We start from the raw sequence: 23690 nt of genomic DNA, 5'->3' as shown, positions 1-23690 counted from the left end.
GTAAGCTAGCGCGGGGGTCTGACCGTCACGCGCGCGACGCGTGGGTCACCATCACCGGCTCCCCACTGAACGCCGCGTTCCCGGTGAGTTCGTCGATCCGCAGGTCGTCCGTGAGGTCGTTGATGCTCACCCCGGGATGCTGTGCCGCGACGGTGAGCGTCGCGCCGGCACGACCATGCCCCCACCCATGCGGCAGGCTCACCACGCCGGGCATGATGTCGTCGGTGAGCTCGACCGCCGCCTCCACCGCCCCTACGCGCGAGCTGATGCGCACGCGCGTGCCGGCCGCGAGGCCGCGCGCCTCGGCGTCCGCCGGATGCATGAGCAGCGTGCAGCGGTCCTTGCCGCGGACGAGCCGGTCGTAGTTGTGCATCCAGGAGTTGCAGCTGCGGAGCGCGCGTCGCCCGATGAGGGCGAGCGGTCCACTGCGCGCCGGGGCGACGGGCGTGGCGAGCCACCGCGCCTCGAGCCGTGCGACATCGGCGAGATACATCGCGGGCGCGGCCTGGATGCGTCGGTCCGCCGTACGCAGCCGCGCCGGGAGCGCCGGCTTGAGCGCGCCGAGATCGAGTCCGCTCGCCTGTGCGCGCACCTTCGCGAGGGTGAGCCCGCCGCCGAGCGGATTCCACCCCGATCCGTATGGCCCGCGCCGGATGAAGTGGTCCACCAGGAACGATGGCCCGAGCCGCGCGATCGCTGCCGACCGGAGCCGCGCGCGCGCCGTCCCGCGCAGCGCGCCGGTGAGCGCGTTCGCGATCTCCCAGTCGTGCCGCGCGTCGCGCGGGCGCGGGAAGACCGCGGGCGACCACTTGGCCGTGTCGCGCACCGCGAGCGTATGGAAGACGAGGTCGTAGTGCTCGCGCTCGAGCGGCGAGGTGGGCGGGAGGATGAGATGCGCGTGACGCGTCGTCTCGTTCAGGTAGCAGTCGATCGCGACGAAGAACTCCAGCCCGGCGAGTGCGCGGTCGAGCCGCCCGCCGTTGGGTGTGGAGAGGACCGGATTGCCCGCGTGCGTGAGCAACGCGCGCACCTGCCCCGGCCCCGCGGTCTCGATCTCCTCGGCGAGCGCGGCGACCGGCAGCTCGCCGGCGAACTCGGGGAGGCCGCGCACGCGGCTCTTCCAGCGCCCGAAGCGCGGCCGCGACGAGCGCTGGTCGGCATGCATCAGGTCCACCGCCGGCTTGGTGAACATCGCGCCCCCCTCGGCGTCGATGCGGCCGCAGGCGAGGTTGAGCACGGTGATGAGCCAGGTCGCGAGCCCCCCGAACTCCTGCATCGAGACGCCGACGCGACCGTAGGCGACGGCACGCGGTGTCGCGGCGAACTCGCGCGCGATCGTGCGGATGGTGTCGGCGGCGATGCCCGTCGCCCCGGCGACGCGCTCGGGCGGGAAGCGCTCGGCGAGCGCGCGCACGGCATCGAGCCCATCGGTCATCGCGGCGAGGCGCCCGGGCACGCCGACACCCTCGGCGAACACCACATGCAGCAGCGCGAGGAGGAGCAGCGCGTCGGTGCCGGGCGTGATGAAGTGGTGCGCGGTCGCCGCCGCGGCGGTCTCGCTGCGGCGCGGATCGATCACCACCACGCGTCCGCCGCGCGCGCGGATCGCCGCGATGCGCTCCATCACGCCGGGCGCGGTCATCAGGCTGCCATTCGACGCCGCGGGGTTCGCGCCGAACATGAGGAGGTGATCGGTGCGGTCGAGGTCGGGGACGGGGATGAGCAGCGCGTGCCCGAACATCTGCATCGCCGCGACATGCGCGGGGAGCTGGTCCACGGAGGTGGCCGAGTAGCGGTTCTTCGTGCCGAGCGCGCGCAGGAGGTCGGGGATGGTGAGCATCGCGCCGAGCGAATGCACGGTCGGGTTGCCGACGTAGGCGGCGACCGCGTCGCGACCATGGGTGCGCTGCACACGCCGGAGGCCGTCCACCGCGAGCGCGAGCGCCTCGTCCCACCCGATGCGCTCCCAGCGTTCGCCGATGCGCCGCATGGGGTGTCGCAGGCGATCGGGATCGGTGTGCACGTCCTGCAGGGCGACGGCCTTGGGGCAGATGTGCCCCTTGCTCAGCGGATCGTCGGCGTCACCGCGGATGTCGGTGACGCGCTCGCCATCGGTGGTGATGACGAGGCCGCACATCGCCTCGCAGAGGGTGCAGGTGCGGTGGTGACGGGTGGGCGCCATGCGGGGAAGCATGGCGACAGGCCGGGGGCGGCGCTACGTCAGCGCGGCGGCCGCCGGCTCGATCCGGATGTCCCGCCACTTCCCGCCCCGGAACCGCCGCACCGTCAGCGTCGCCCGCATCGCGTGCCCCGCGAGGATCGCCATCCAGATGTTCCACGGCTCCAGCGGGCCCGCCATCTGCAGGATCGACAGGAAGCCGAGCGGCACGGCGATCTGCGACACCAGCGTGATGTAGAGCGGCCCCTTCGTGTCGCCGGTGCCGGTGAGCCCGCCGGTGTACGTCAGCGCCGTCGTGATGAACAACCCCGAGAGGCTCAGCCAGCGCAACAGCTCGGTCCCGAGCGCGAGCACCACCGGATCATCCATCCCGAAGATGCCGAGGAGCAGCTTGGGGATCGTGAGGAACAACAGCCCGATCGTCACGGCGATCGCGAGCCCGAGCCGCGACGCGAGCTGCACGGTGCGCTCCACGCGCTCGGGCTTCCCAGCGCCGAGGTTCTGCCCCGCCACCGCCGCCGCCGCGCCCATCAACCCCACGCTCGACCAGGTGATGAACGAGAAGAGCTCCGAGTATCCCACCGCGTACGCCGCCTGCGCCTCGGCGCTGTTCTCGAGCGAGCCGAGGAAGCGGAGCAGCAGCACGCCGGCGACGTTCATCGCGATGCCCTGGATCCCGGCGGGCAACCCGAACCGGAAGAGCTGCTTGATGATCGTCCAGTCCCACGACCAGTCCATCCCCTTCTCCCAATGGATGGTGAGGTGACCGGAGAGGAGGCGCGTGAAGCCGTAGAGCGTGACGATGAGCCCGGCGAGCACGGTGCCCAGCGCGGCGCCCATCACGCCCATCGGCGGGATGGGGCCGAGGCCGCGGATGAAGATGATGTTGAAGATCACGTTCAACACCGTCATCCCGATGCCGAGCTGCAGGCCGGTGCGCGCATCTCCCGTCGCGCGGAGCGCGCCGCCCAGCAGGAACATCATCATCATGCCCACGCCGCCGACGAACATCGTGCGGAGGTAGGGCAGCGCTTCGGCCTGCACCGCGGGCGCGGCGTTCACGAGATCGAGGAGGACGGGCGAGAGCACCCACCCCACCGGCGCCATCACGAAGAACGCGAGCGCGATGGAGGCGAGGAACGCCTGATACACCGTGCGATTCACCGACGCGGCGTCACCGGCGCCGGCGTAGCGCGAGACGAGCACGCCCATCCCGGTGTAGATCGACATGACGAACACGATCACGACCAGGAAGATCTGGAACGCGACCCCGACGGCCGCGTTGCCGTTGAAGCCGACGTAGTGCCCGACCATCGCGTGGTCGACGATGCCTTGCAGTCCGCCGATGACGTTCTGCAGCACGGTGGGCCACGCGATCTTCCAGACGGCCTGGAGGATCGGTCCTTCGACGATCGAACGGTCGAAGGGCTTGCCCTTCGGGGGGGACGCGGTGGCCATAAGCGGTGAAGGATGCGTCAGGGAACCCCTGTACCGCTAGCGATACCCCCCAGTCAGACGCCGGCCCGCTCCTCCGGATGGAGCCGTCCCAGCCGGCGCAGGGTCGGCACGAACCAGGCGATGGCCCCCACCACGCCGAGCGTCGCCACGCCGCCGATCACCACGCTCGGCGCGGTCCCCCACCACCGCGCGGTGACGCCGCTCTCGAACATCCCGATCTCGTTGGACGAGCCGATGAAGATCTGGTTGACCGAGCTCACCCGTCCCAGCAAAGCCTCCGGTGTGCGGGCCTGCAGCAGCGTGCTCCGGATCACCACGCTCACCATGTCGAACACGCCGCTCGCGATGAGCAGCGCGACCGAGAGGTAGAAGCTCGTCGAGAGCCCGAAGAGCACCATGCACGCGCCGAAGCCGAAGACGCTCCAGAGCAGGACGTGTCCCGTGTGCGCCCAGTCCTTCCGGCGCGCGAGCACGATGCTCGTCGCCACCGCGCCGATGGCCGGCGCGGCACGCAGCACGCCGAGCCCGGTGGGGCCGACCTTGAGGATCTCGGCGGCGAAGATGGGCAGCAGCGCCACCGCCCCGCCGAAGAAGACGGAGAAGAGATCGAGCGTGAGCGCGCCGAGGAGCACCGGTTCGCGGAAGACGAAGCGCACGCCGCCGGTGATCGAGCGCAGCATCCCCTCGCCCGACGCCTCTCTCAGCGGGGTGCGATGCGGCATCGAGAACAGCAGGAGCGTCGCGACGAGCACCAGCACGGCATCGACGCCGTACGCGAGCCGCAGACCGCCGGCCGCGAAGAGCAGCCCGCCCAGCGCCGGCCCGATCACCGACGCGAGCTGCCAACTGCCGCTCCGCCAGGTTATCGCGTTCGCGAAGAGCGTGCGCGGCACGAGCTCCGCCGAGAGCGCCTGACGCGCCGGCTGGAGGAAGGCGCGCGCCACGCCGCTCAGCACGATCACGCCGTAGATCGCCGTGAGGCGCGCCGGCGTGAGCATCTCGGCGCCGAGCGGACGCACGCCGGCGAGGAGCCAGAGCGCAACGCTGCACGCGACGAGCACCCAGAGCGCGATGAGCGAGACGCGGCGGCGGTCGTGGCGGTCGGCCACATGCCCGCCCCACAGCGCGAGCCCGATCGCCGGCAATGCTTCGGCGAGCCCGATCATCCCCAGCGCGAACGGGTCCCTGGTGAGATCATAGACCTGCCAGCCGACGACGGTGCCCTGGATCTGGATGCCGAGGGTGAGCGAGAAGAGCACGATGATGTAGCGCGCGAAGTTGGGATAGCGCAGCGCGGCGTACGGGTCGTGCCGGACGGTGGTGGCGTCGAACTCGGCCATGCTCAGCTCGCGGCGCGCGCGCCGGCGAGGATCGCCGCGGCCTCTTCGCGCAGTTGCTGGACCGCGAGCTCCATCTCCGCGCGCCGCGTGCGGAAGCTGAGCACGCAGATGCGGCCAACGAAGCGGCCTTCGGCGGTCGCGCCGGTCATCATGATGCGTCCGCGCTGCGTGACGCGCTCCATGAGCGCCTTCGTCGCCGCATCCTGCGCGGCGCGCGTCTCGAGCCCCGGCCCTTCCATATGGAAGGCGAAGAGCGAGAGCTGGGGCGCGGCGTCGATCACGATCCCCGGGATCGCCGCGACCTGCCCGGCCGCCCACACCGCGAGCGCGCGCTTCTCGGCGACCGCGGCGCGGTACTTCTCCGCGCCGAAGAGCTTGAGCGTGAGCCAGACGCGGAGGCCGGGGAAGCCGCGCGAGAGTTCCGGCCCGTACTGCGCCGGATCGTAGAACTCGTCCTGATTGGGCGGGAGATAGCCCGCGGTGGACGAGTGCAGCGCGCGGAGCGCCTCGCCGTCGCGCACGAGCAGCGCACCCGTGCCGTACGGAAGGAAGAGTCCCTTGTGCGGGTCGAGCGTGAGCGAGTCGGCGCGCGGGAGGCCCGCGAGGAGCGGCCGCAGCTCCGGTACCATATGGAAGAAGGCGCCGTACGCGCCGTCCACGTGATGCCAGAGTCCTTCGCGCGCCGCGAGGTCGGCGACCGCGTCGATCGGGTCCACCGCGCCGGTGTTGGTCGTGCCGGCGGAGGAGAACACCATGAACGGCGTGAGCCCCGCCGCACGATCCGCGGCGATCGCCGCCTGCAGGAGGTCGATGCGCATCCGGTAGTCGGCATCGACGTCGATGGTGCGCACGCGATCGTGCGCGATGCCGGCGAGCTTGGCGGCCTTCACGATGCAGTGATGCGCCTGCGAGCTCACGTAGAGCGTGCCGGCGCGGATGTCGTGGCCGAGGTGCCGCTCGCGCGCGCAGGCGATGGCGTTGAACATCGCCATCGAGCCGCCGGTGGTGAACAGACCACGCGTGGTCGCCGGGAACTGCATCCACTCGCGCAGCCACTCGAGGACGTTCGCCTCGAGCTGCACGAGCGCCGGCGCGGCCTGCCAGATGCCGGTGTAGCGGTTGGTCGTGTCGGCGATGAAGTCGGCGAGCGCGGCGGGATAGATGCCGCCGCCGGGGATGTACGCGAGGTACCCGGGGCCCGGCGTCGTGAACGAGCGCGGGATCCACTCGTCGAAGAGCTGGTCGAGCAGGGGTTCGAGCGCGCGTCCCTGTTCGGGCACCGGCTCGCGCATCGCCCGGCAGAGATCGACGGCGTCGACGTTCCCGCGGCTCGGCATCTCGCCGAGGGCGGCGAGATGCGCCACGGCGCGCCGCACCACGGCCTCGCCCATCGCCTGCATCTCGGCGGGCGGGAGGTCCAGGTCGGCGAGATCGATGGCGGCGGGGCGGGGCATGGGACCTGAACGATAGCGGGTCCGGCGCGGGCGCCCTAGCTTCGCCGGATGCGATTCCGCGCGCTCCTCCTCGTCCTCGTCGTCGGCCTGACCAGCGCCGGCGCGTCCTGCGAGCGTCCGCTCCGCATCGTGAGCTACAACATCCGCCATGGCCGCGGCGTGGACGACTCGGTGGACCTCGCGCGCACCGCGCGCGTGCTGCGCGACCTCGCGCCCGACATCGTCGGCCTGCAGGAGGTCGATCGCACCGTGCGCCGCAGCGGCAGCGTGGACGAGGCCGCCGCGCTCGGCGGGATGCTCGGGATGCAGCATGCGTTCGGCGCGTTCATGCCGTACCAGGGCGGCGAGTATGGGCTCGCGATCCTCTCGCGCTTCCCCATCACGCGTGCCACGCCGGTGCGCCTCCCCGACGGCAACGAGCCGCGCGTCGCGCTCGCCGCCGAGCTGCGCCTCCCGGATGGTCGCGCAGTGATGGTCATCAACGTGCACTTCGATTGGGTGAGCAACGACAGCTTCCGCCTCCGGCAGGCGACCGCGCTCACGACGGTGCTCGACACGCTGCGGATGCCGTACGTGCTATTGGGCGACTTCAATGATGAGCCCGGCTCGCGGACACTCGCGCTCTTCGAGGCGCGGGCGACGCAGCTGCGGAAGCCGGCGAGCGATCACTTCACCTTCTCGTCCACGGAGCCGGTGAAGGAGATCGACTTCGTGTTCGTGGCGCCGGCGCGGGCGTGGGGTGCGGGCAGCGCGCGTCCGGTGACGGAGCGCATGGCGTCGGACCACCGGCCGGTGGTGGCGGAGGTCGTGCTACGGCCGTGAGCGGGGCGATCGGGCGCGGTAGGCCAATACCCCACACCCCCGTCAGGCACGCCCTGCTATCGCCGCACACCGTCCGGCGCGGAATTGTCGATACCCCCTTCCCGGACGTCGTCATGCCGCCGCTGACCCCTCTCGAGCGCCTCCGCGGGCTCCGCGTCCTCATCGGCAACACGCCGCTCCTCGCCATCGAGTGCACCAACGGCCACGGCGACCTGCGTCGCATCTACGCCAAGGCCGAGCACTCGAACATGACCGGCAGCATCAAGGACCGGATGGCGTACCACATCCTCCGCCGCGCGATCGAGACGGGCGAGCTCGAACCCGGCGGCCGCATCATCGAGGCGACGAGCGGCAACACGGGGATCTCGTTCTGCGCCATCGGGCGCGCGCTCGGGCATCCGGTCACGATCTTCATGCCCGACTGGATGAGCGCCGAACGGATCGCGATCATCCGGTCGTTCGGCGCCGACGTGCGGCTCGTCTCCAAGGAGGAGGGCGGCTTCCTGGGCTCGATCCGGCTCGCCGAGGAGCTCGCGGCGGCGACACCGGGGAGCTTCCTCCCGCGGCAGTTCGCCAACGAGCAGAACTCCGAGGCGCACTACCTCACGACCGGCCGCGAGATCTGGGCGCAGCTCGAGTCCGAGCGCGTGGAGCCCGAGGCGTTCGTCGCCGGCGTGGGGACGGGCGGGACGATCATGGGGGTGGGCCGCTACCTGCGCGAGCGGTCGCCGCGGATCAAGGTGCATCCGGTGGAGCCGGCCAACTCCCCCACGCTCACCACCGGCCACAAGGTCGGGAAGCATCGCATCCAGGGGATCAGCGACGAGTTCATCCCGCCCATCGTGCACCTCGAGCAGCTCGACCGGGTGATCGCGATCGACGACGGCGACGCGATCCTCATGGCGCAGAAGCTCGCGAGCGAGCTCGGGCTCGGCGTCGGCATCTCGAGCGGCGCGAACTTCCTCGCCGCGCTCGAGGCGCAGGACGAGCTGGGGCACGACGCGGTGGTGGTGACGATCTTCTGCGACTCGAACAAGAAGTACCTGAGCACCGACCTGCTGCGCCCCGAGCCGGTGAAGCCGGGCTTCCGTTCCCCGCACATCACGCTCCAGAGCGTGCGGTCGCTCAACCGCGTCTGCGACGTCTGCTACGACCCGCGGGACCCGGGCTCCATTCCCGCAGGGGTGTTCCAGCTGGCGCAGCGGATCGAGCGGCGGTCGGCGATCGACCGCCGCTCCTGACCCGCGCCACCTTGACCGAGGTCCCTATTGCAACACCTTGCCGGGCTCGATCCCGCTCGCCCGCCACGCCGGCACCGCACACGCCGCCGCCGCCATCACCGCGATCATCAGCACCACTGCGGCATACGTGATCACATCCACGAACGCCACGCCGTAGAGCATCGCGCGCATCAGCCGCCCCCCGAGCACCGCCGCCGCGATCCCCGCCGCGATCCCGATGCCCGTCACGCGGGCGCCATGCCTGAACACCAGCCCTGCCACATGGGCGCCGGTCGCTCCCACCGCGCGGCGCAGCCCGATCTCGCGTGTCCGCTCCGCGACCAGCCCGGCCATCATCCCGTAGATGCCCGCCATCGTCAGCACGAGCGCCGCCGCCGCGAACCCCTCGAACAGCAACAGGATGAAGCGCCGCTCGGCGGCCGTCGCCGCGAGCAGTGCGTCCATCGTCGCGATGCGCCCCACCGGCTGGTCGCGGTCCACCGACCAGATCGCCTGGCGCACCGCCGGGATCAGCACCTCGGCGTCGGGCGTCCCGCGCACCACCAGCGACATCGCGAGGTCGTCGAATCGCCATTGCGCGGCCGTCGTGTAGACGGCGTCGGGCACCTCACCGGCGAGCGAGAGCTGCTTCACGTCCCCCACCACCCCCACGACGGTGTAGGGCTGTCCATCGGTCGGGCCGATCCAGAGCCGCCGGCCGATCGGATCCCCCTCCCCCATGAACCGACGCGCGAACGACTCGTTCACCACCACGACCGGCAGGCCGCCCGTGCGATCCTGACCGTCCAGGAGACGACCCGCGCGCAATGGGATCCCCATGAGTTCGAGATAGCCGGGACTCACCGCGTACCTGAAGGTGTCGCGCCGGTCCGGCGCGGCGCGCTCCGGCGGGGACTCCGGCGTCACGCCGTACGCATCGTTGTCGCCGCTCATCGGCAGCTGGCTCGTGAACGCCGCTTCCGTCACCCCCGGCACGTTCCGCACCGCCTCGAGCGCCGCATCGAAGAAGCGACGCGCCGAGCCCTCGTCGCCGTACCGCCGCGGCGAGAGCTGCAGCTGCAGCGTCACCACGCCGCGCGCATCGAAGCCCGGTGAGACGGCGAACAGGCGTTGCATGGACCGCAGGAGCAGGCCGCTCCCCACCAGCAGCATGAGCGCGAGCGCGACCTGCGACGCGACCAGCGCGCTGCGGAGCGTCCGTCGGCGCCCGCCGGTGGTGCGCGCGGCGGCGAGGTCCATGGCGAGATGGTCCTGCGCCGAGTGCTGCATCGCCGGCACCACACCCACCAGGATGCCGGTGACCATGGTCAACACCGTCGCCACCGCGAGCGTGGGCAAGTCCACCGCGATCGCGTGTACGCGAGGCAGTCCGTCCGGCGCGGCCGCGACGAGGGCGCGCACGCCCGCCGCCGCGAGCGCCACGCCGAGCATGCCGCCGAGCACGGCGAGCAGCAGGCTCTCCGTGGTGAGCTGCCGGACGAGCCGTGATCGCGACGCGCCGAGGGCCGCGCGCAGCGCGAACTCCTCGCGCCGGCGCGATCCGCGCACCAGCAGCAGGTTGGTGACGTTCACGCCAGCGAGCAACAGCACGGCGCCGACGGCGACGAGCACGGCGATGAACGCCGGTCGGACGTCTCGCGTGAGGTCATCGTGCACCGACGGCGCGGACCAGCGCGGTGTCGCCCCGTAGGTGGGCGGGTTTAGGTCGGCGATCACGCTCGCACCGACCGTGTTGAGCTCGGCCTCTGCGGCCTCCGCGCTCACGCCGCCTCGGAGCCGCCCCAGCGTCTGGAGATGGTGCCCCCACGCGCGTCCCTCGGCGAGGTCGTACCGGAGCGTCGTCCAGACCTCCGCGCGCGGCTCCATCGCGTTCTCGAAGCCGGGCGGCATCACGCCGACCACCGGCACGTCCACATCGTCGAGCCGGAGCGTCCGGCCCAGCACTGCCGGGTCGGACGCGAAGTGCCTCCGCCAGAGCCCGTGGCTGATGATCGCCACCGGAGCGCTGCCCGACCGGTCGTCCGACTCGAGCAGATCCCGTCCCAGCGCCGGAGTGACCCCGAGGACGCGGAAGTAGCTCGCGCTCACGCGTTGGCCGACGAGCCGTTCGGGCGCCGCCTCGCCGGTGAGCGCGGGCGACCAGCCGGCGAGGACGGCCAGGTCCGCGAACGACCTCGTCCGCTCCTCGAGCGCGCGGTACATCCCGAACGTGCCGGGGTTGCGTCCGCCGTCGGCCGCGGTCTCGACGATCGCGCGCACGCGCAGGGGCTCCTGGTACGGCAGCGCGTCGAAGAGCACCGGCCGCACGGCGCTCACGATGGCGGTCGCGGCGCCGATGCCGACCGCGACCGTGCCGATCGCCACCGCGCTGAAGAGGCGGTCGGACCGCAGGCCCCGCCAGGCGTAGCGCAGATCCTCCAGGACGGACGCGACCGTCCGTTCCCAACCGTGGCTCCGCACCGTCTCGCGGAGCTGCGTCTCGCCCCCGAGCTCGAGGGACGCCGCGCGGCGGGCCTCCTCCCGCGAGAGTCCGCGCGCCTCCCCTTCCGCGATGAGCTGGTCGCGGAAGTGCGCGACCTCGTCCGCCGTGTCCCGGTCGCGCGGCGCGCGGTCCGCCAGGTCGGCGAGCCCGCGCCGCACCCGCCGCCAGAGCGACATCGTCAGCTCTCGGCGCTCAACAGCCGCGCGACGGCGGTGGCGCGCAGCTCCCAGCCGGCCTTCTCCTCCTTCAACCGGCGGCGGCCCTGCCGCGTGATCGTGTAGTACTTGGCGCGACGGGCGTTCTCCGTGACGCGCCACTCCGCGTCGATGCTCCCGTCGCGCTCCAGCCGCTGCAACGCCGTGAGCAGCGAGCCCGGGTTCACCTTGAAGACGTTCCGCGACACCTGCTCGATCCGGCGCGCGATGCCGAAGCCGTGCATCGGCTGCAGGCTGAGCGTCTTGAGGATCATCACGTCCAGGGTCCCCTGGATCACATCGGTGCCCAGCTCGGCCATCGCATCGCCCGGAAGGTGGTCGGACCCATGGTACGGGCGCTCATCTTGGTTGTCAAGATGTGACCGTCATGGGCAACGAGCCTTCCGGACCGTCGATCACGCGACGGAGCGGCGGTCGGCGATCGACCGCCGCTCCTGATCGGCGTCGCTCAGGGGCGGACGCCGCCCGGCGGCGTCCGCTCCACGTCGAGCTCGGTGATGTTCGCCGACCACCGCGTGTCGCCGAGCAGGTGCTTCACGAAGTACTCGGCGCGCAGCCAGAACCAGTAGTCGCTCATGTTCCCGTAGCCGTGCCGCTGGCCGGGGAAGATGAAGAGGTCGAAGCGCTTGTTGGCGCGGATGAGCGCGTCGGCCATGCGGAGGGTCCCCGCCGGGTGGACGTTGTTGTCGATGTCGCCGGTGGTGAGGAGCAGGTGGCCCTTGAGGTTCCGCGCGAGCTCGGAGTTGCGCTCGATCGTGTACTCGAACGTGATCGTGTCGCCCTTCACGGTCTCCTTCACGCCGTGATGCTTCTCGGACCAGTTCTGGTTGTAGACGTCGTTGTCGTGGTTCCCCGATGACGAGACGGCCACCTTGAAGAAGTCGGGATAGACGAGCATCGCGGCGGTGGACATGAAGCCGCCGCCCGAGTGGCCGTAGATGCCCACGCGATCGATGTCGATGAAGCGGTGCCGGTCGGCGAGCTGCTCCACGGCGACCTTCTTGTCCATCAGGCCGTAGTCGCGCAGGTCGCCGTAGCCGTAGTTGTGGTACCACTTGGAGCGGTCGGGATGCCCGCCGCGATTGCCGATGGTGATGACCACCATCCCGAACTGCGCGAGCGCCACCTCGGGCGCGCTCGTCGAGAACGACTTCGCCACCGACTCGGTCTGCGGTCCGGGATAGACGTACTCGACGATGGGATACGAGCGCGTCGAGTCGAAGTCGAACGGCTTGTACATCACGCCGTAGAGGTCGGTCACGCCGTCGGCGGCCTTCACGGTGAAGGTCTCGGGGAAGCGATAGCCCGCGGCGCGCAGCTGCGAGAAGTCGGCCTCCTCGAGATCGAGGATCTTCCGGCCCGTGGTCACGTCATGGAGCGTGGACGCGGGGACGGTGTTGACGCGCGAGAAGGTGTTCACCGCGAAACGGTTCGACTCGCCGAGGGCGACCCGATGGTCGAAGTCGCCGGGGTTGAGCAGCGTGAGGCCGCTGCCGTCGAGCCCCGCACGATAGGCATGCTCGTAGTACGGGTCCTGGCCCGCCTCCCGCCCATGCGCCGTGAGGTACGCGACGCCGCGCGCTTCGTCGATGCCGGCGATGCTCCCGACATGGAACGCGCCCTCGGTGAGGCGGCCCTTGAGCTTCCCGTCCTGCCCGAACCTATAGATGTGCGCCCAGCCGTCGCGCTCCGACCACCAGAGCAGGTCGCCGCCCTTGAGGAGCTCCAGCCGCTGGTGCTCGACGTACGTGTTGAGCCGCTCCTCGATCACCACGCGCACCGCGCCGGTCGTCGCGTCGGCGACGAGGACGTCGACCTTGTGCTGGTCGCGGCTGCGGCGCCAGAGCCAGACCTGGTTCGGATCCTCGGAGAGCCAGAGCGAGCGCGGCGGCTGGTTCTCGTCGGGATAGGTGAACTGCCGCGCGCTGAACAACCCCATCTGCTGGTCCTTGAAGCCCTTCGCGTCGATCATCACCATGCGCGAGGCGGCGAGGTCGTACACGCCCGCCTCGGGCTGGGTCACGTTCGTGTCGCCCGGCATGTCGTACTTGTAGGTCTCGAGCGTCGGGCGCTTGTTGCCCACCGACGCGATCACCCAGAGGTCGCTGACCTTGCGCCGGTCATCGCGCTCGGCGGTGAAGCGCTTGGAGTCGCGCGCCCAGGAGATCTGCGCCCGCTTGCGGCGGTCCTTCGCGCGCTCCCGCTCGATGTCGGTCATGCCGAAGTCGCCGCCCGCCCAGCTGTAGTGCTCCACGCCGTTGGTGGTGAGCTGCACCTCCTCGACCGTCACGCGCCACTCGGCGCTGTCGGCCGCGGCGCCGCTCTTCGCCCGTCGCGCGTCGAGCACCTTCTGGTACTCGGCGCGGCTCATCCTATAGAGGTTGTGGTTCCGCGCGTAGACGATGGTCTGGCCGTCCGGGGAGACGCTCGCCCAGCCCGGGTGATTGTCCGGCGCCTTCCAGTCGGGGATCTCGGTGAGCACCTGCGTGGTGACGTCGTAGCGGAAGTGCCAGACCTTCTTCCGCGGCCGCGGCGGACGCGCGTTGGCGCGGCGCACCTGCTGCGAATCGCCGCGCACCGCCTCGGCGTCGACGATCACCGTGTCCTGCGACGACTCCACCTCGAACTCGAGCGTGGTGGCGTTCACGAACCGGATGGCGCGGATGGGCAGGTGCCGCCCGTCCCACGGATCCTTCGTGATGCGCGTGAGCTCGGCGGCGATGCGGTCGTTGTCGAAAAGCTGGCGCTTGGTGCCCGCCACCGGGTCCACGATCATGAAGCGCTTCCCCTGCGCCGTCTCCCATTCGTACCAGAAGCGCTCGGTGCCCTTGATCCACCGCGGCGTGACGCCGGTGGAGTAGACGAGCGAGCGCATCTTGTAGGGCGCGAAGCGCGCGGCGAGGCGGAAGTTCGCCTCGGTGACGGGGCGCGCCGCGCTCGCGGCGGCCGACCGGTCGGCCAGCGGCAGCTGCGCGAGGGCCGCCGTCGAGAGGAACAGGAGCGAGGCGACGGCGGCGATCGCGCGGCGGACGACGAACTGGGACATGGCGTGCGGCTCCGAAGGACGGATGACGAGAGGGCGGACCCGGGATTCTACGGTCCGCCCCTTCGGAGCGTTAGCGCCGCTTACGGGCGGCGCGCCCCGTCGCGGCGGCGCTCGCGGCGATCCTCGGCGCGGTCGCGCTTGTTCTCGGCGCGGTCCCGCACGTCCTCACGACGGTCCCGCACATCCTCCTTCCGGTCGCGCACGTCCTCGCGACGGTCGCGGCGGTCCTCGATGCGGTCGCGCGGGCCACCCTGGTGCTGCGCGTCGCGGACGTCCTCGCGACGGTCCCGCACGTCCTCGCGACGATCGCGCACGTCCTCGCGGCGGTCCGCACGGTTCTCGGTGCGGTCGCGCACGTCCTCGCGACGGTCGCGGCGATCCTCGGCGCGGTCGCACGGGGTGTTCGCGGCGCAGCGGCGTGCCGCGGGGGCCTTGGCGGCAGCGGGGGCCTGCGCGCTCGCGCTGCTGGCGACGAGGACGAGAGCGGCGAGGCTGGCGTGGATCAGGTTCGAGCGCATCTGGGGATCTCCGAGAGGTTGGGGACGCTGGATCGCGTCCCGTGTTGCCTGTCGGACGTGCGGAGTGCGCGGGGTGTTAAGCGTGTGATGTGCACCACATTCGGGCCGTGATCCACTGCGGCACGCGATTCAGCTCGTACGTGCGATGATGGGGATGCGATCCCCGCTGGCGACGCGCTTGGCGAACCCGTCCGTCGTGCGCAGTCGTCGAGCGAAGGCCTGCGTGGTGAGGAGGGTCGGCTCGATGCGACGGCCCAGCTCGCGCTCCGCGCTCGCGAGCCGGTCGAAGAGCTCCGCGTACTCGACATCATCGCTCACGATGAACAGGTCGAGGTCGCTGGATGCACGCTCAACGCCGGCGGCGACGGACCCGAAGACGAACGCCTCCGCGATCCGGGACGCGAGCGGAGCGAGCGCCTTCTGCAGTGGCTCCGCGACGGCGACGGTCTTGAGCACGAGCCGGCACAGGTCCTCGAAGACGGGGCTCTGCGCATTCGCCTGGTAGTGCCGCTGGTTCCCGACCGGGACCACGGTCACGAGTTCCGCATCGACGAGCTGGTGGAGCACCCGGTGCGTGGCGCCGGTGCCGCTCCCGACGAGGCGGAGCAGTTCGGCGCCCTGGAAGCGCCGGGCCGGCTGCCCGAACAGAAGGGCGAGCACCCGGCCCTGGACGTCCGAGAAGAGCGCCGCGCCGACGCGCGAACGACGGATGGCCGGTCGTGTTCCCATATTGGGAATGAACGTACCCTTTTTGGGTGGCGGTGTCCATCCAAGGCGCGCGCGAGGCATGCGAGAGCATACCGCGCCGCGCTGCGGCTCCCGGATCGTTCCGTTGCGGTCAGGTGCGGGATGCCGCTCGGTTCCCGCCTTCACCGATCTCCCGCAGCCGCGCCACCACCGCCTCCCGCAACTCCTCCGGACCCACCACCTCCGCATCCGGCCCGTACCGCAGCGCCTGCCGCACCCCCCACTCCAGGTCGAGCAGCGGATACTCCGCGACCACCGACCCGTCCGCCTCGGTCGTCACGCGCTCCCGCTCCGCGATCCAGCGCGCGATGCGCGGCGAGTACCGCACGCGCATCACCGTGTCGCCACCACCCACCAGCACGCGCCCCTCGCGCAGCACCGACTCGAGCGCGAAGGGTCCGCGCGGCGCGAAGCGGTCGGGCCCGCAGGTCACCGACGCGATGCGGTCGAGCCGGAAGACGCGCAGCGCCTCGCTGCGTTCGCACCAGGCGACGAGATACCACGCGCCGCGCGACCAGAGCACGGCGAGCGGCTCCACGCGCCGCGTTCCAGGATCGGCGGCCCCCGCGCTCCGGTACGCGATGGTCGCGATGCTGCGCGCCTTGATGCAGCGCTGCAGCTCGCGGCGCGTCACGCGCTCGGCCTCCGACTCCGCCCCGAGCGCCACGTAGCGGTCGCTGCACGACTCGGCCACCGCCTCGTGCGGCAGTGCGGCGAGCGCCTTCCGCAGGCGTTCGCGCGCGCGCGCCAGCACCGCGCGCTCGTCGGGCGGCGACTCGTGATGCAACGCCGCGAGCCCGAGCTCGAGCGCGTGCAACTCCACGCGCGAGAGCGCCATGGGCCTGCGGAAGTGCCCGGCCGGCGTCGCGAGCTGCACCTGCTCCGCACCGATGAGGAGCTGCACGCCCTCGGTGAAGCCGCCGGGATCATCGGTCACGCGCGTGACGAGCGTCGTCAGGTCCTCGCGCAGCGTGCCCACATCGGTGCCCACCCGCTCGGCCACATCTCGGAGCGAATGCGCGCGGTCGTCCGCGAGCGCGGGGAGCGCGAGGAGGAGCCGGCGCAGCTGCGCCGCCGCGGTCTGTGCGGTCGCACTCATCGCCGCGGCCCTCCGTCATACGCGCCGAGCGCCGCGCGCGCGAGCGCGCGCACCTGCTCCCGCAGCTCCGGCGGCGATTCCACTTCGGCCGCGCCCGCGAAGCCGAGCACCCAGAGCGCGAAGGTGTCGGGCCGCCGCACGCGGAAGCGCCGCACCGTCGCATCCTCCGGCACCGCGTCGCCGAGTCGCATGGCGGAGACGGTGACACCGTTCCGGACGGTGAAGCGCACGAGCACCTCGCGCTGCTCGGCGTCGCCCAGCTCCCAGGCGTGGCGCGATGCGGCGTGCGCCGCGAGATCGAAGTCGTCGGGGATGGCGAAGTCCGGCGACTGCGGCCGCACCGTGTTCGCCGCGGGTGCGGCGATGCGGCTCACGCGGAACTGCCGCAGCGCGTCGGCCTCGTGGTCGCGCGCGACGAGGTACCAGTGTCCGCCGAGGAAGGCGAGGCCCCACGGGTCGGCGGCGCGCGCGGCGGTCTCGTCGCGATGCATCGACCGGTAGGTGAAGCGCACCGACTTCCGCCGCTCGAGCGCGTCGCCGAGGACCGAGAGCAACGCATGGTCCGGCGCGCGCTCGGTGAGCACGCGATCGTCGTCGCCGGCGGGCTCGAGCACCATGGGGAGGTCGTGCGCGAGCTTGCGGAGCGCGGTGGTGGCCTCGTGCGCGAGCGCCGCATCGCCGAGCGCCGTCACGCGCCGTGCGGCGCGCGCGACCGCGTCGAGCTCGTCGGGCTCGAACGCGAGCACCGGCAGCGACTGGTACCCGGGCCCGCGCGGCCGCGCCGGCGGGCGCCCCGGCCCGCGCGTGCGTTCGTACGCGAGCTGGAGGAAAGGGAGATAGAAGTGCCGCGACGCGAGGCGATACAGGCTGCTGTTGTTGTCCTCGCCGGCGACGGTCTCGATCGGCACGCCGAGGGCGCGCAACTCGTCCTTGTCGCGCTCGAACATCCGCATGAGCGCGCTCCGCTGGCCGGTGTGCGCCGCATACGCCCCCACCTCGCCGCGGAGCGCCTCGAAGTCCACCGCCCCATGCCGCCGCAGGAGGGCGGCGAGCAGGTCGGTCCAGCGCTGGAGCTTGGGCTGGGTGGGCATGCGACCAAGATGTCGCGGGGTACTGACATCGGGCAGAGGCGCCGCGCAAGGCGTGGAAATCGCCCCCTGCCCCCCCTACGTTCCGCATCCCATGACCGAACCGCTCGCTCCCGCCCTCATCGCCCGCGTCGCCGCCGAGCTCACGCTCGCGCCGCAGCAGGTCCAGCGCACCCTCGCCCTCTTCGACGAGGGCGCCACCCTTCCCTTCATCGCCCGCTACCGCAAGGAGCGCACCGGCGGCCTGGACGAGGTGCAGCTGCGCGACGTGCGCGAGCGCGCCGAGTACCTGAAGGAGATGGAGGAGCGCCGCGCGGCGATCCTCAAGAGCATCGAGGAGCAGGGCAAGCTGGACGACGCGCTCAAGGCGGCGATCCTCAAGGCCGACACCAAGCAGGCGCTCGAGGATCTCTACCTCCCCTACAAGCCCAAGCGCCGCACCCGCGCGATGATCGCGCGCGAACGCGGGCTCGGCCCGCTCGCCGACGGGCTCTGGGACGGGTCGCTCTCCGATGCGGCCGCGCTGGCCAAGGCCGCCGAGTTCGTGTTGCCCGGCGTCGACGGCAAGGAGTCCGAGGTCCCCTCCGCCGACGCCGCGCTGCTGGGCGCGCGCGACATCCTCGCCGAGCAGGTGTCCGAGGACGCGCTCGTCCGCGGCTGGGTGCGCGAGATCACCCGCGCCAAGGGCATCGTCTCGAGCAAGGTCATCGCCGACAAGCGGAGCGACGACTCCAAGTTCAAGGATTACTACGAGTACTCCGAGCCCCTCGGCGGCATCCCGAGCCATCGCATGCTGGCGATCCGCCGCGGCGAGGCCGAGGGCGAGCTGCTGTGGAAGATCGAGCCGCCTCTCGACGAGATCACCGCGCGGCTCGCGCGCGAGGTGGTGGGCGAGCGCAAGGCGGTGCAACAGCTCACGCTCGTCGCGGGCGACGCGTACAAGCGCCTGCTCGCGCTGGCGATCGAGGCCGAGCTGCGGCTCGAGCTCAAGACCCGCGCCGACGACGAGGCGATCACCATCTTCGGCCGCAACCTCGAGCAGCTGCTGCTCGCGTCGCCCGCGGGCGAGAAGCGCGTGCTCGGCCTCGACCCCGGCTTCCGCACCGGCGTGAAGGTCGCCGTGGTGAGCGCCACCGGTGCGCTCGTGCACACCGACACGCTCTACCTGCACCAGGAGGACCGGTTCAGCGGCGCCATCCGCGCGATCATCCAGCGCTTCACGCCGGACCTCATCGCGATCGGCAACGGCACCGCGAGCCGCGAGACCGAGAACCTGACCAAGGCCGCGCTGCGCGAGATCGACGGCGCGCGCCCGCAGGTGGTGGTGGTGAACGAGGCCGGCGCCTCGGTCTACTCGGCGAGCGACCTCGCGCGCAGCGAGTTCCCCGAGCTCGACGTCTCGCTGCGCGGCGCGGTGAGCATCGCGCGCCGCCTGCAGGACCCGCTCGCCGAGCTCGTGAAGATCGATCCCAAGAGCATCGGCGTGGGGCAGTACCAGCACGACGTGAACCAGTCGCGCCTCAAGCAGCGCCTCGACGACATCGTCATGAGCTGCGTGAACCGCGTGGGCGTGGAGATCAACACCGCCTCGGCGGCGCTCCTCGCGTACGTGGCGGGCATCGGGCCGTCGCTCGCGCAGTCGATCGTGATGATGCGCGACAAGCAGGGCGGGCTGCGGTCACGCGCCGACTTGAAGGAGGTCCCGCGCCTGGGCGCGAAGGCGTTCGAGCAGGCGGCGGGGTTCCTCCGCGTGCGCGGCGGCCAGCATCCGCTCGACGCGAGCGCGGTGCACCCCGAGCGCTACAAACTCGTGGAGCGGATGGCGAAGGACCTCGGCGTGGGCGTCGGAGAGTTCCTCGGGAACGACGCGCTCGTGGACCGGATCGAGCTCGCCCAGTACGTGAGCGACGAGGTGGGGATGCCGACGCTGCGCGACATCGCGGCCGAGCTGAAGAAGCCGGGCCGCGACCCGCGCGCGGCGTTCGAGCCGCCGGCGTTCCGCGAGGACATCCAGAAGCCGAGCGACCTGCTGCCGGGGATGAAGCTCGAGGGCGTGGTGACGAACATCGTCGCGTTCGGCGCGTTCGTGGACATCGGCGTGCACCAGGACGGGCTGGTGCACGTGAGCCAGCTCGCCGACCGCTACGTGCGCGACGCGAACGAGGTCGTGAAGGTGGGGCAGAAGGTGAAGGTCACGGTGCAGTCGATCGACCTGCCGCGGAACCGGATCGCGCTGAGCATGAAGAGCGATGGCGGGCAGGGCGCGGCGGAGCGCGGTTCGCGGCCGGCGAAGGGCGAGGCGCCGGTGAGGTCAGCGCCCAAGCCTGCCGTGAAGGCCTTCGTGCCGGCGAAGGGTGCGGTGGCGCCGAACGGGATCCGGTTCAAGTAGGGAGTCAGCCGACGCGGTCCCGGCCCAACTCCTCGGCGACCGCCGACCACTCCGCCGCCAGGCCGAGATCCCCGATCCAACGCAGGACGTAGGCACCATCGAGTTCGGCACGGCGAACCCGGAGGAGCGTCGCGACGTCCTCGAGTTGGCGTCGCGATCCGCCAAGGTGGGCCCATTCGAGCTTGGAGATGATCACATCCTCGAGCGTCGCGACCGCGATCGGCACGGCATCCAGCACGGTCGCGACCCGTCGCGCGAACTCCGCGCGACTGAACGGGCGATCCTTGCGGTGGATCAGGTCGACCTTCCAGCCCGACGCCGCATCGATGATGTTGAACATCCCGCCGGACCGTTGCGTCTCGAGCGCGGCGGACTCGGAGGCATACAGCCCGGCATCGAGCAGCGCGGCCACGACGCGTCGAAGTTGTTCCGGCGAGGCGTCGATGACGAGGTCGATGTCGACCGTAGCGCGCGGCGCTCCGTGGTACGCCGCCGCGACGGAGCCCGTCAGCATGAAGGGCACCTCGGCCGCCGCGAGCGCGGTCGCGACCGTTCGAAGCAACGGACCGCCCTGCATCACCCCTCGCTGTCGGGAGCCGGGGACGTATGACCGAGTGTCGATCCGATCTCCGGATCCGGTGCCGCGGCGGGCGCCGCGGGGCGCGCGCGCGCGACCCGCAGGAGCCATTCACTCGCCTCGAACGCCATCGCGACGCGCTCGGAGGGACTCAGGCGGCGGAATGCGGCAATCTGGACGGCCGCAGCTTCGGCACTCGTGTCGCGCATGCGGGGAAACCTACACCGATCCGGCGGGAGCGTCACGCTTCGCGGCCCGTTCTCCGACGCGCCGCGTCCACCACACGTACGCCGGCACCCCCGCGAGCACCACGCCGAGCCCGATCGCCGACTGCCGCGGATCGCCGACGATCTGGTTCGCGATGATCACCATCGCCGCGAGCACGAAGAGGAGCGGCGTGAACGGATACCCCGGCACCTTGAACGGCCGCGGCGCATCGGGGCGGGTGCGGCGCAGCACGAGCACCGCGACCGCGCCGAGGGCGTAGAAGATCCAGCCGATGAAGATCACGTAGGTGAGCAGCTGGTCGAAGGTGCCGCTCATCGCGAGGATCGCGGCCCAGACGCAGGCGGCGATGATCGCCGCGGCCGGCGTGCCGTACTTGGGGTGCACCGCGCCGAGGCGCTTGAAGAGCAGGCCGTCCTGCGCCATCGAGAAGAAGACGCGCGGGATGGTCATCACCGTCGCGTGGGCGGCGCTGTACATGGAGACGACGATCGCGAAGGCGATCGCCTTCCCCGCCCAGGGGCCGAGCACGGCGGCGGTCGCGTCGCTCGCGACGGCATCCGAGGCGGCGACGCCGTCGGGGCCCAACGCGGCGAGGTAGCCGAGGTTCGCGAGGAGATAGATGCCGATGAGGATCGCCGTGCCGATGGCGATCGCGCGGGGCAGCGACTTCTGCGGGTCGTGCGCCTCGCCGGCGGAGAAGGTCACGTACTGCCATCCCTCGTACGCCCAGAGGACCGAGATCATCGCCGTGGCGGCGGCGTTGATGGGCGAGGCGGGCGGGACGAGTTCATTCACGGCGGTGGCGGTCGTGCCCTCGCCCATGGTGATCAGCAGGAGGCTCATCACGACGATCGCGACGACCTTCAGGCCGGTGGTCCAGTTGAGCACCTGCGCGCTCTCGCGCGAGCCGCGCACGTTGGTGATGCCGATGATGAGGATGAGGAGCAGCGGGATCGCGCGCGTCATCCAGGGGTCGAGCGTGACGAGCTGGCCGATGTAGGTGGTCGCCGCGACGGCGAGCGCGGCGACGGTGCCGGCGCAGACGACGAAGAACATCGTCCAGCCGTAGAGGAAGGCGGCGAAGCGGCCGAAGGCGTCGCGGGTGTAGGCGTAGAGCCCGCCGGAGCTCGCGTCCATGCCGCCGAGCTCTCCATAGGAGAGGGCGCCGAAGAGCGAGAGGGCACCGCCGATGAGCCAGACGAGCATGGCGCCGGTGACCGACCCCGTCTGCCGGAGCACGACCGCGGGGACGATGAAGATGCCCGAGCCGATCACGTTGCCGATGACGACGACGGTGAGGTCGGTGGTGGAGAGGGTGCGTTTCAGTGCGTTCGGCGTGGTCATCAGAGCGCGACCGGCATGCCGAGGCGGCAGCTCGCACGATCGGCCTGACCGAGCTCGCCCGCGCGCCGCACGATGAGCGAGGCGTCGAGCGTGAAGAGCTTCCATCGCACGGTCGAGTCGCGCGGGAGTCCGGCGGACTCGAGGTCCTTGATGCGCACGTCGCCCGGCCAGGCGGTGGTCGTGGCCGTGGTGATCATCGCGAGCACGACATGCCCCGAGCGCGCGTTGAAGTCGCGCGCCGAACAGACGAGCGCGGGCCGTCGCTTGCTCGCCTCGCGATCGGTGAACGGGAACGGGACGATCACGACGTCGCCCGGTTGGTAGGCGCCATCAGAGATCGCGGAACGCGTCATCGTCGGCCTCGGAGTTCCATTCGGGCGCCAGGGTCGCGTCGAGCGCGCTCGTCTCGGGATCGGGCCGGGTCGCTTTGCGGAGGCGGACGCCGTCGGGCTCGATGACGAACTCGATCCGGTCGCCGGCCCCCACGCCGAGGACCTCGCGGACCTGCCGGGGGACCGTCGCCTGGTACTTGGAGGTCATGGTCGAGGTGGGCATGGTTGACGGTAATGCGTAATACGCATTACGGCAATGCTGGTCGCATCGCGGCCATTCCAGCACCCACCGATGCGGCAAAGGTCTTGAGATCCTGCTGGCGGAGGAATGGTGATGCCAGATCGCACGGCAGCCTTAGCCTTGGACGATGATCCGTCCTCCCGGTGATCGGCCGACGCGCGTGTGGGAGTTTGACTCGGTAGCTACTCGTAGCTACTTTGGCTACATGCGTGTCGTCGGCATCAAGGTCCTCAAGAACAGGCTCAGCGAGTTCGTGAAGCTCGCCGCCGGTGGCGAGACCGTCCTCGTGACGGACCGCGACCGCGTGGTGGCGGAGCTCGTCCCGCCGCGCGAGGGTCGGACGCCGGAGATCACCGACCCGGTGATCCTCAAGGGGGTTCGCGAGGGCTGGATCACGCCGCCGACGGTGAAGTGGGATGGACCGCCCCCGCACGGCGAGGCGTCGCTCACCCTCGAGGAGATCCTCGACGATCAGGCACGGGACCGCGAGGAGCGGTGATCTACCTCGACACCTCCGTCGCGCTCGCTCACATCTTCCAGGAGCGGCGGCGTCCGACTGCGACCTTCTGGGACGCACCGCTCTGCTCGAGCCGACTGCTCGAGTACGAGCTCTGGAATCGCTTGCACGCGCGGCGGCGACCCTCGAGTGAGATCGCCGCCGCGTCGATCCTGCTGAACGGGATACTGATCATCGACCTGGTGCCCGAGGTGCTCGCGCGGGCGCTTGAGCCGTTCCCCGCACCGGTGCGCACGCTCGATGCGATGCATCTCGCGACGATGTTCTTCCTTCGCGAGCAGGGCCGGGACGTCCGACTCGCCAGCTACGACGAGCGATTCCTCACCGCCGCGCGCGCCCTGGGGTTCGACGCCGCCGCGCTCTGACCCGCGCG

21 protein-coding genes are annotated in these 23690 nt (G+C 71.2%); 5 read left to right on the top strand and 16 right to left on the bottom strand.

Annotated features, from left to right (window positions below; translation table 11 throughout):
* Positions 1-25: 25 nt before the first annotated feature.
* The 4 genes from IPJ78_06225 to IPJ78_06210 are packed head-to-tail and all read right to left on the bottom strand — an operon-like array spanning position 26 to position 6431.
* On the bottom strand, positions 26-2182 hold the full coding sequence (locus tag IPJ78_06225; GenBank protein MBK7906149.1) for a molybdopterin-dependent oxidoreductase: 2157 nt from the start codon (positions 2180-2182) through the stop codon (positions 26-28).
* 33 nt (positions 2183-2215) lie between these two features.
* A complete protein-coding gene (locus tag IPJ78_06220; protein ID MBK7906148.1) occupies positions 2216-3637 on the bottom strand; it encodes an MATE family efflux transporter in 1422 nt (473 codons plus the stop codon).
* 53 nt (positions 3638-3690) lie between these two features.
* A complete protein-coding gene (locus IPJ78_06215) occupies positions 3691-4977 on the bottom strand; it encodes an MFS transporter (GenBank protein ID MBK7906147.1) in 1287 nt (428 codons plus the stop codon).
* Between the two features lie 2 nt (positions 4978-4979).
* Positions 4980-6431, bottom strand: a complete 1452-nt coding sequence (locus IPJ78_06210; GenBank protein MBK7906146.1) for an aminotransferase class V-fold PLP-dependent enzyme — start codon at positions 6429-6431, stop codon at positions 4980-4982.
* Positions 6432-6479: 48 nt separating this feature from the next.
* Here IPJ78_06210 and IPJ78_06205 point away from each other — a divergent pair, with 48 nt between their 5' ends.
* Together IPJ78_06205 and IPJ78_06200 are read left to right on the top strand one after the other, a co-directional pair.
* Positions 6480-7253, top strand: a complete 774-nt coding sequence (locus IPJ78_06205) for an endonuclease/exonuclease/phosphatase family protein (protein MBK7906145.1) — start codon at positions 6480-6482, stop codon at positions 7251-7253.
* A gap of 113 nt (positions 7254-7366) precedes the next feature.
* The gene (locus IPJ78_06200) at positions 7367-8494 is read left to right on the top strand and encodes a cysteine synthase family protein (protein MBK7906144.1); all 1128 of its coding nucleotides are present in this window, start codon (positions 7367-7369) and stop codon (positions 8492-8494) included.
* Positions 8495-8518: 24 nt separating this feature from the next.
* On the opposite strand, the gene IPJ78_06195 is transcribed toward IPJ78_06200, so the two are convergent.
* The 7 genes from IPJ78_06195 to IPJ78_06165 all read right to left on the bottom strand — a co-directional run bounded on the left by IPJ78_06195 (position 8519) and on the right by IPJ78_06165 (position 17692).
* The gene (locus tag IPJ78_06195) at positions 8519-11152 is read right to left on the bottom strand and encodes an ABC transporter permease (protein MBK7906143.1); all 2634 of its coding nucleotides are present in this window, start codon (positions 11150-11152) and stop codon (positions 8519-8521) included.
* Positions 11153-11154: 2 nt separating this feature from the next.
* Positions 11155-11490, bottom strand: a complete 336-nt coding sequence (locus IPJ78_06190) for a PadR family transcriptional regulator (protein MBK7906142.1) — start codon at positions 11488-11490, stop codon at positions 11155-11157.
* Positions 11491-11639: 149 nt separating this feature from the next.
* Positions 11640-14237 carry a DPP IV N-terminal domain-containing protein gene (locus IPJ78_06185; GenBank protein MBK7906141.1) on the bottom strand — a complete coding sequence of 866 codons (2598 nt, stop codon included), beginning with the start codon at positions 14235-14237 and terminating at the stop codon, positions 11640-11642.
* An 80-nt stretch (positions 14238-14317) separates the two neighbouring features.
* A complete protein-coding gene (locus IPJ78_06180) occupies positions 14318-14755 on the bottom strand; it encodes a hypothetical protein (GenBank protein ID MBK7906140.1) in 438 nt (145 codons plus the stop codon).
* Between the two features lie 129 nt (positions 14756-14884).
* Positions 14885-15484 (bottom strand): nucleotidyltransferase domain-containing protein, encoded by a 600-nt coding sequence (locus IPJ78_06175; protein MBK7906139.1) that lies wholly within the window; start codon positions 15482-15484, stop codon positions 14885-14887.
* A gap of 109 nt (positions 15485-15593) precedes the next feature.
* Complete coding sequence (locus tag IPJ78_06170) at positions 15594-16601, bottom strand: WYL domain-containing protein (protein ID MBK7906138.1); 1008 nt, start codon at positions 16599-16601, stop codon at positions 15594-15596.
* A complete protein-coding gene (locus tag IPJ78_06165) occupies positions 16598-17692 on the bottom strand; it encodes a WYL domain-containing protein (protein ID MBK7906137.1) in 1095 nt (364 codons plus the stop codon). The genes IPJ78_06170 and IPJ78_06165 overlap by 4 nt, the downstream gene beginning before the upstream one ends.
* Positions 17693-17783: 91 nt before the next feature.
* Between IPJ78_06165 and IPJ78_06160 the strand changes: the two genes are divergently transcribed.
* Positions 17784-20078 carry an RNA-binding transcriptional accessory protein gene (locus IPJ78_06160; protein ID MBK7906136.1) on the top strand — a complete coding sequence of 765 codons (2295 nt, stop codon included), beginning with the start codon at positions 17784-17786 and terminating at the stop codon, positions 20076-20078.
* Between the two features lie 4 nt (positions 20079-20082).
* On the opposite strand, the gene IPJ78_06155 is transcribed toward IPJ78_06160, so the two are convergent.
* The 5 genes from IPJ78_06155 to IPJ78_06135 are packed head-to-tail and all read right to left on the bottom strand — an operon-like array spanning position 20083 to position 22782.
* A complete protein-coding gene (locus IPJ78_06155; protein MBK7906135.1) occupies positions 20083-20655 on the bottom strand; it encodes a nucleotidyl transferase AbiEii/AbiGii toxin family protein in 573 nt (190 codons plus the stop codon).
* Positions 20655-20864, bottom strand: a complete 210-nt coding sequence (locus IPJ78_06150; protein ID MBK7906134.1) for a hypothetical protein — start codon at positions 20862-20864, stop codon at positions 20655-20657. The genes IPJ78_06155 and IPJ78_06150 overlap by 1 nt, the downstream gene beginning before the upstream one ends.
* Before the next feature lie 10 nt (positions 20865-20874).
* Complete coding sequence (locus IPJ78_06145) at positions 20875-22227, bottom strand: amino acid permease (GenBank protein ID MBK7906133.1); 1353 nt, start codon at positions 22225-22227, stop codon at positions 20875-20877.
* A complete protein-coding gene (locus IPJ78_06140) occupies positions 22227-22580 on the bottom strand; it encodes a type II toxin-antitoxin system PemK/MazF family toxin (GenBank protein MBK7906132.1) in 354 nt (117 codons plus the stop codon). The genes IPJ78_06145 and IPJ78_06140 overlap by 1 nt, the downstream gene beginning before the upstream one ends.
* Positions 22558-22782, bottom strand: a complete 225-nt coding sequence (locus tag IPJ78_06135; protein ID MBK7906131.1) for an AbrB/MazE/SpoVT family DNA-binding domain-containing protein — start codon at positions 22780-22782, stop codon at positions 22558-22560. Before IPJ78_06135 ends, IPJ78_06140 begins: the two co-directional genes overlap by 23 nt.
* A gap of 223 nt (positions 22783-23005) precedes the next feature.
* Between IPJ78_06135 and IPJ78_06130 the strand changes: the two genes are divergently transcribed.
* On the top strand, positions 23006-23299 hold the full coding sequence (locus tag IPJ78_06130; GenBank protein MBK7906130.1) for a type II toxin-antitoxin system Phd/YefM family antitoxin: 294 nt from the start codon (positions 23006-23008) through the stop codon (positions 23297-23299).
* Complete coding sequence (locus IPJ78_06125) at positions 23296-23682, top strand: PIN domain-containing protein (GenBank protein ID MBK7906129.1); 387 nt, start codon at positions 23296-23298, stop codon at positions 23680-23682. The genes IPJ78_06130 and IPJ78_06125 overlap by 4 nt, the downstream gene beginning before the upstream one ends.
* Positions 23683-23690 lie beyond the last annotated feature (8 nt).

Source organism: Gemmatimonadota bacterium (assembly GCA_016714015.1).
Taxonomy (GTDB): Bacteria; Gemmatimonadota; Gemmatimonadetes; order Gemmatimonadales; family Gemmatimonadaceae; genus Pseudogemmatithrix.
Note: the sequence above shows the minus strand (reverse complement) of the source record. Positions and strands in the feature narration are given on the sequence as shown.

Bases quoted from the DNA above. Each gene is read 5' to 3' on its own strand.
- IPJ78_06160 (MBK7906136.1), top strand. From the start codon at position 17,784: ATGACCGAACCGCTCGCTCCCGCCCTCATCGCCCGCGTCGCCGCCGAG.
- IPJ78_06205 (MBK7906145.1), top strand. From the start codon at position 6,480: ATGCGATTCCGCGCGCTCCTCCTCGTCCTCGTCGTCGGCCTGACCAGC.
- IPJ78_06225 (MBK7906149.1), bottom strand. From the start codon at position 2,182: ATGGCGCCCACCCGTCACCACCGCACCTGCACCCTCTGCGAGGCGATG.
- IPJ78_06155 (MBK7906135.1), bottom strand. From the start codon at position 20,655: ATGCAGGGCGGTCCGTTGCTTCGAACGGTCGCGACCGCGCTCGCGGCG.
- IPJ78_06190 (MBK7906142.1), bottom strand. From the start codon at position 11,490: ATGGCCGAGCTGGGCACCGATGTGATCCAGGGGACCCTGGACGTGATG.
- IPJ78_06140 (MBK7906132.1), bottom strand. From the start codon at position 22,580: ATGACGCGTTCCGCGATCTCTGATGGCGCCTACCAACCGGGCGACGTC.
- IPJ78_06170 (MBK7906138.1), bottom strand. From the start codon at position 16,601: ATGAGTGCGACCGCACAGACCGCGGCGGCGCAGCTGCGCCGGCTCCTC.
- IPJ78_06145 (MBK7906133.1), bottom strand. From the start codon at position 22,227: ATGACCACGCCGAACGCACTGAAACGCACCCTCTCCACCACCGACCTC.
- IPJ78_06185 (MBK7906141.1), bottom strand. From the start codon at position 14,237: ATGTCCCAGTTCGTCGTCCGCCGCGCGATCGCCGCCGTCGCCTCGCTC.
- IPJ78_06180 (MBK7906140.1), bottom strand. From the start codon at position 14,755: ATGCGCTCGAACCTGATCCACGCCAGCCTCGCCGCTCTCGTCCTCGTC.
- IPJ78_06150 (MBK7906134.1), bottom strand. From the start codon at position 20,864: ATGCGCGACACGAGTGCCGAAGCTGCGGCCGTCCAGATTGCCGCATTC.
- IPJ78_06130 (MBK7906130.1), top strand. From the start codon at position 23,006: ATGCGTGTCGTCGGCATCAAGGTCCTCAAGAACAGGCTCAGCGAGTTC.
- IPJ78_06215 (MBK7906147.1), bottom strand. From the start codon at position 4,977: ATGGCCGAGTTCGACGCCACCACCGTCCGGCACGACCCGTACGCCGCG.
- IPJ78_06165 (MBK7906137.1), bottom strand. From the start codon at position 17,692: ATGCCCACCCAGCCCAAGCTCCAGCGCTGGACCGACCTGCTCGCCGCC.
- IPJ78_06175 (MBK7906139.1), bottom strand. From the start codon at position 15,484: ATGGGAACACGACCGGCCATCCGTCGTTCGCGCGTCGGCGCGGCGCTC.
- IPJ78_06135 (MBK7906131.1), bottom strand. From the start codon at position 22,782: ATGCCCACCTCGACCATGACCTCCAAGTACCAGGCGACGGTCCCCCGG.
- IPJ78_06220 (MBK7906148.1), bottom strand. From the start codon at position 3,637: ATGGCCACCGCGTCCCCCCCGAAGGGCAAGCCCTTCGACCGTTCGATC.
- IPJ78_06195 (MBK7906143.1), bottom strand. From the start codon at position 11,152: ATGTCGCTCTGGCGGCGGGTGCGGCGCGGGCTCGCCGACCTGGCGGAC.
- IPJ78_06200 (MBK7906144.1), top strand. From the start codon at position 7,367: ATGCCGCCGCTGACCCCTCTCGAGCGCCTCCGCGGGCTCCGCGTCCTC.
- IPJ78_06210 (MBK7906146.1), bottom strand. From the start codon at position 6,431: ATGCCCCGCCCCGCCGCCATCGATCTCGCCGACCTGGACCTCCCGCCC.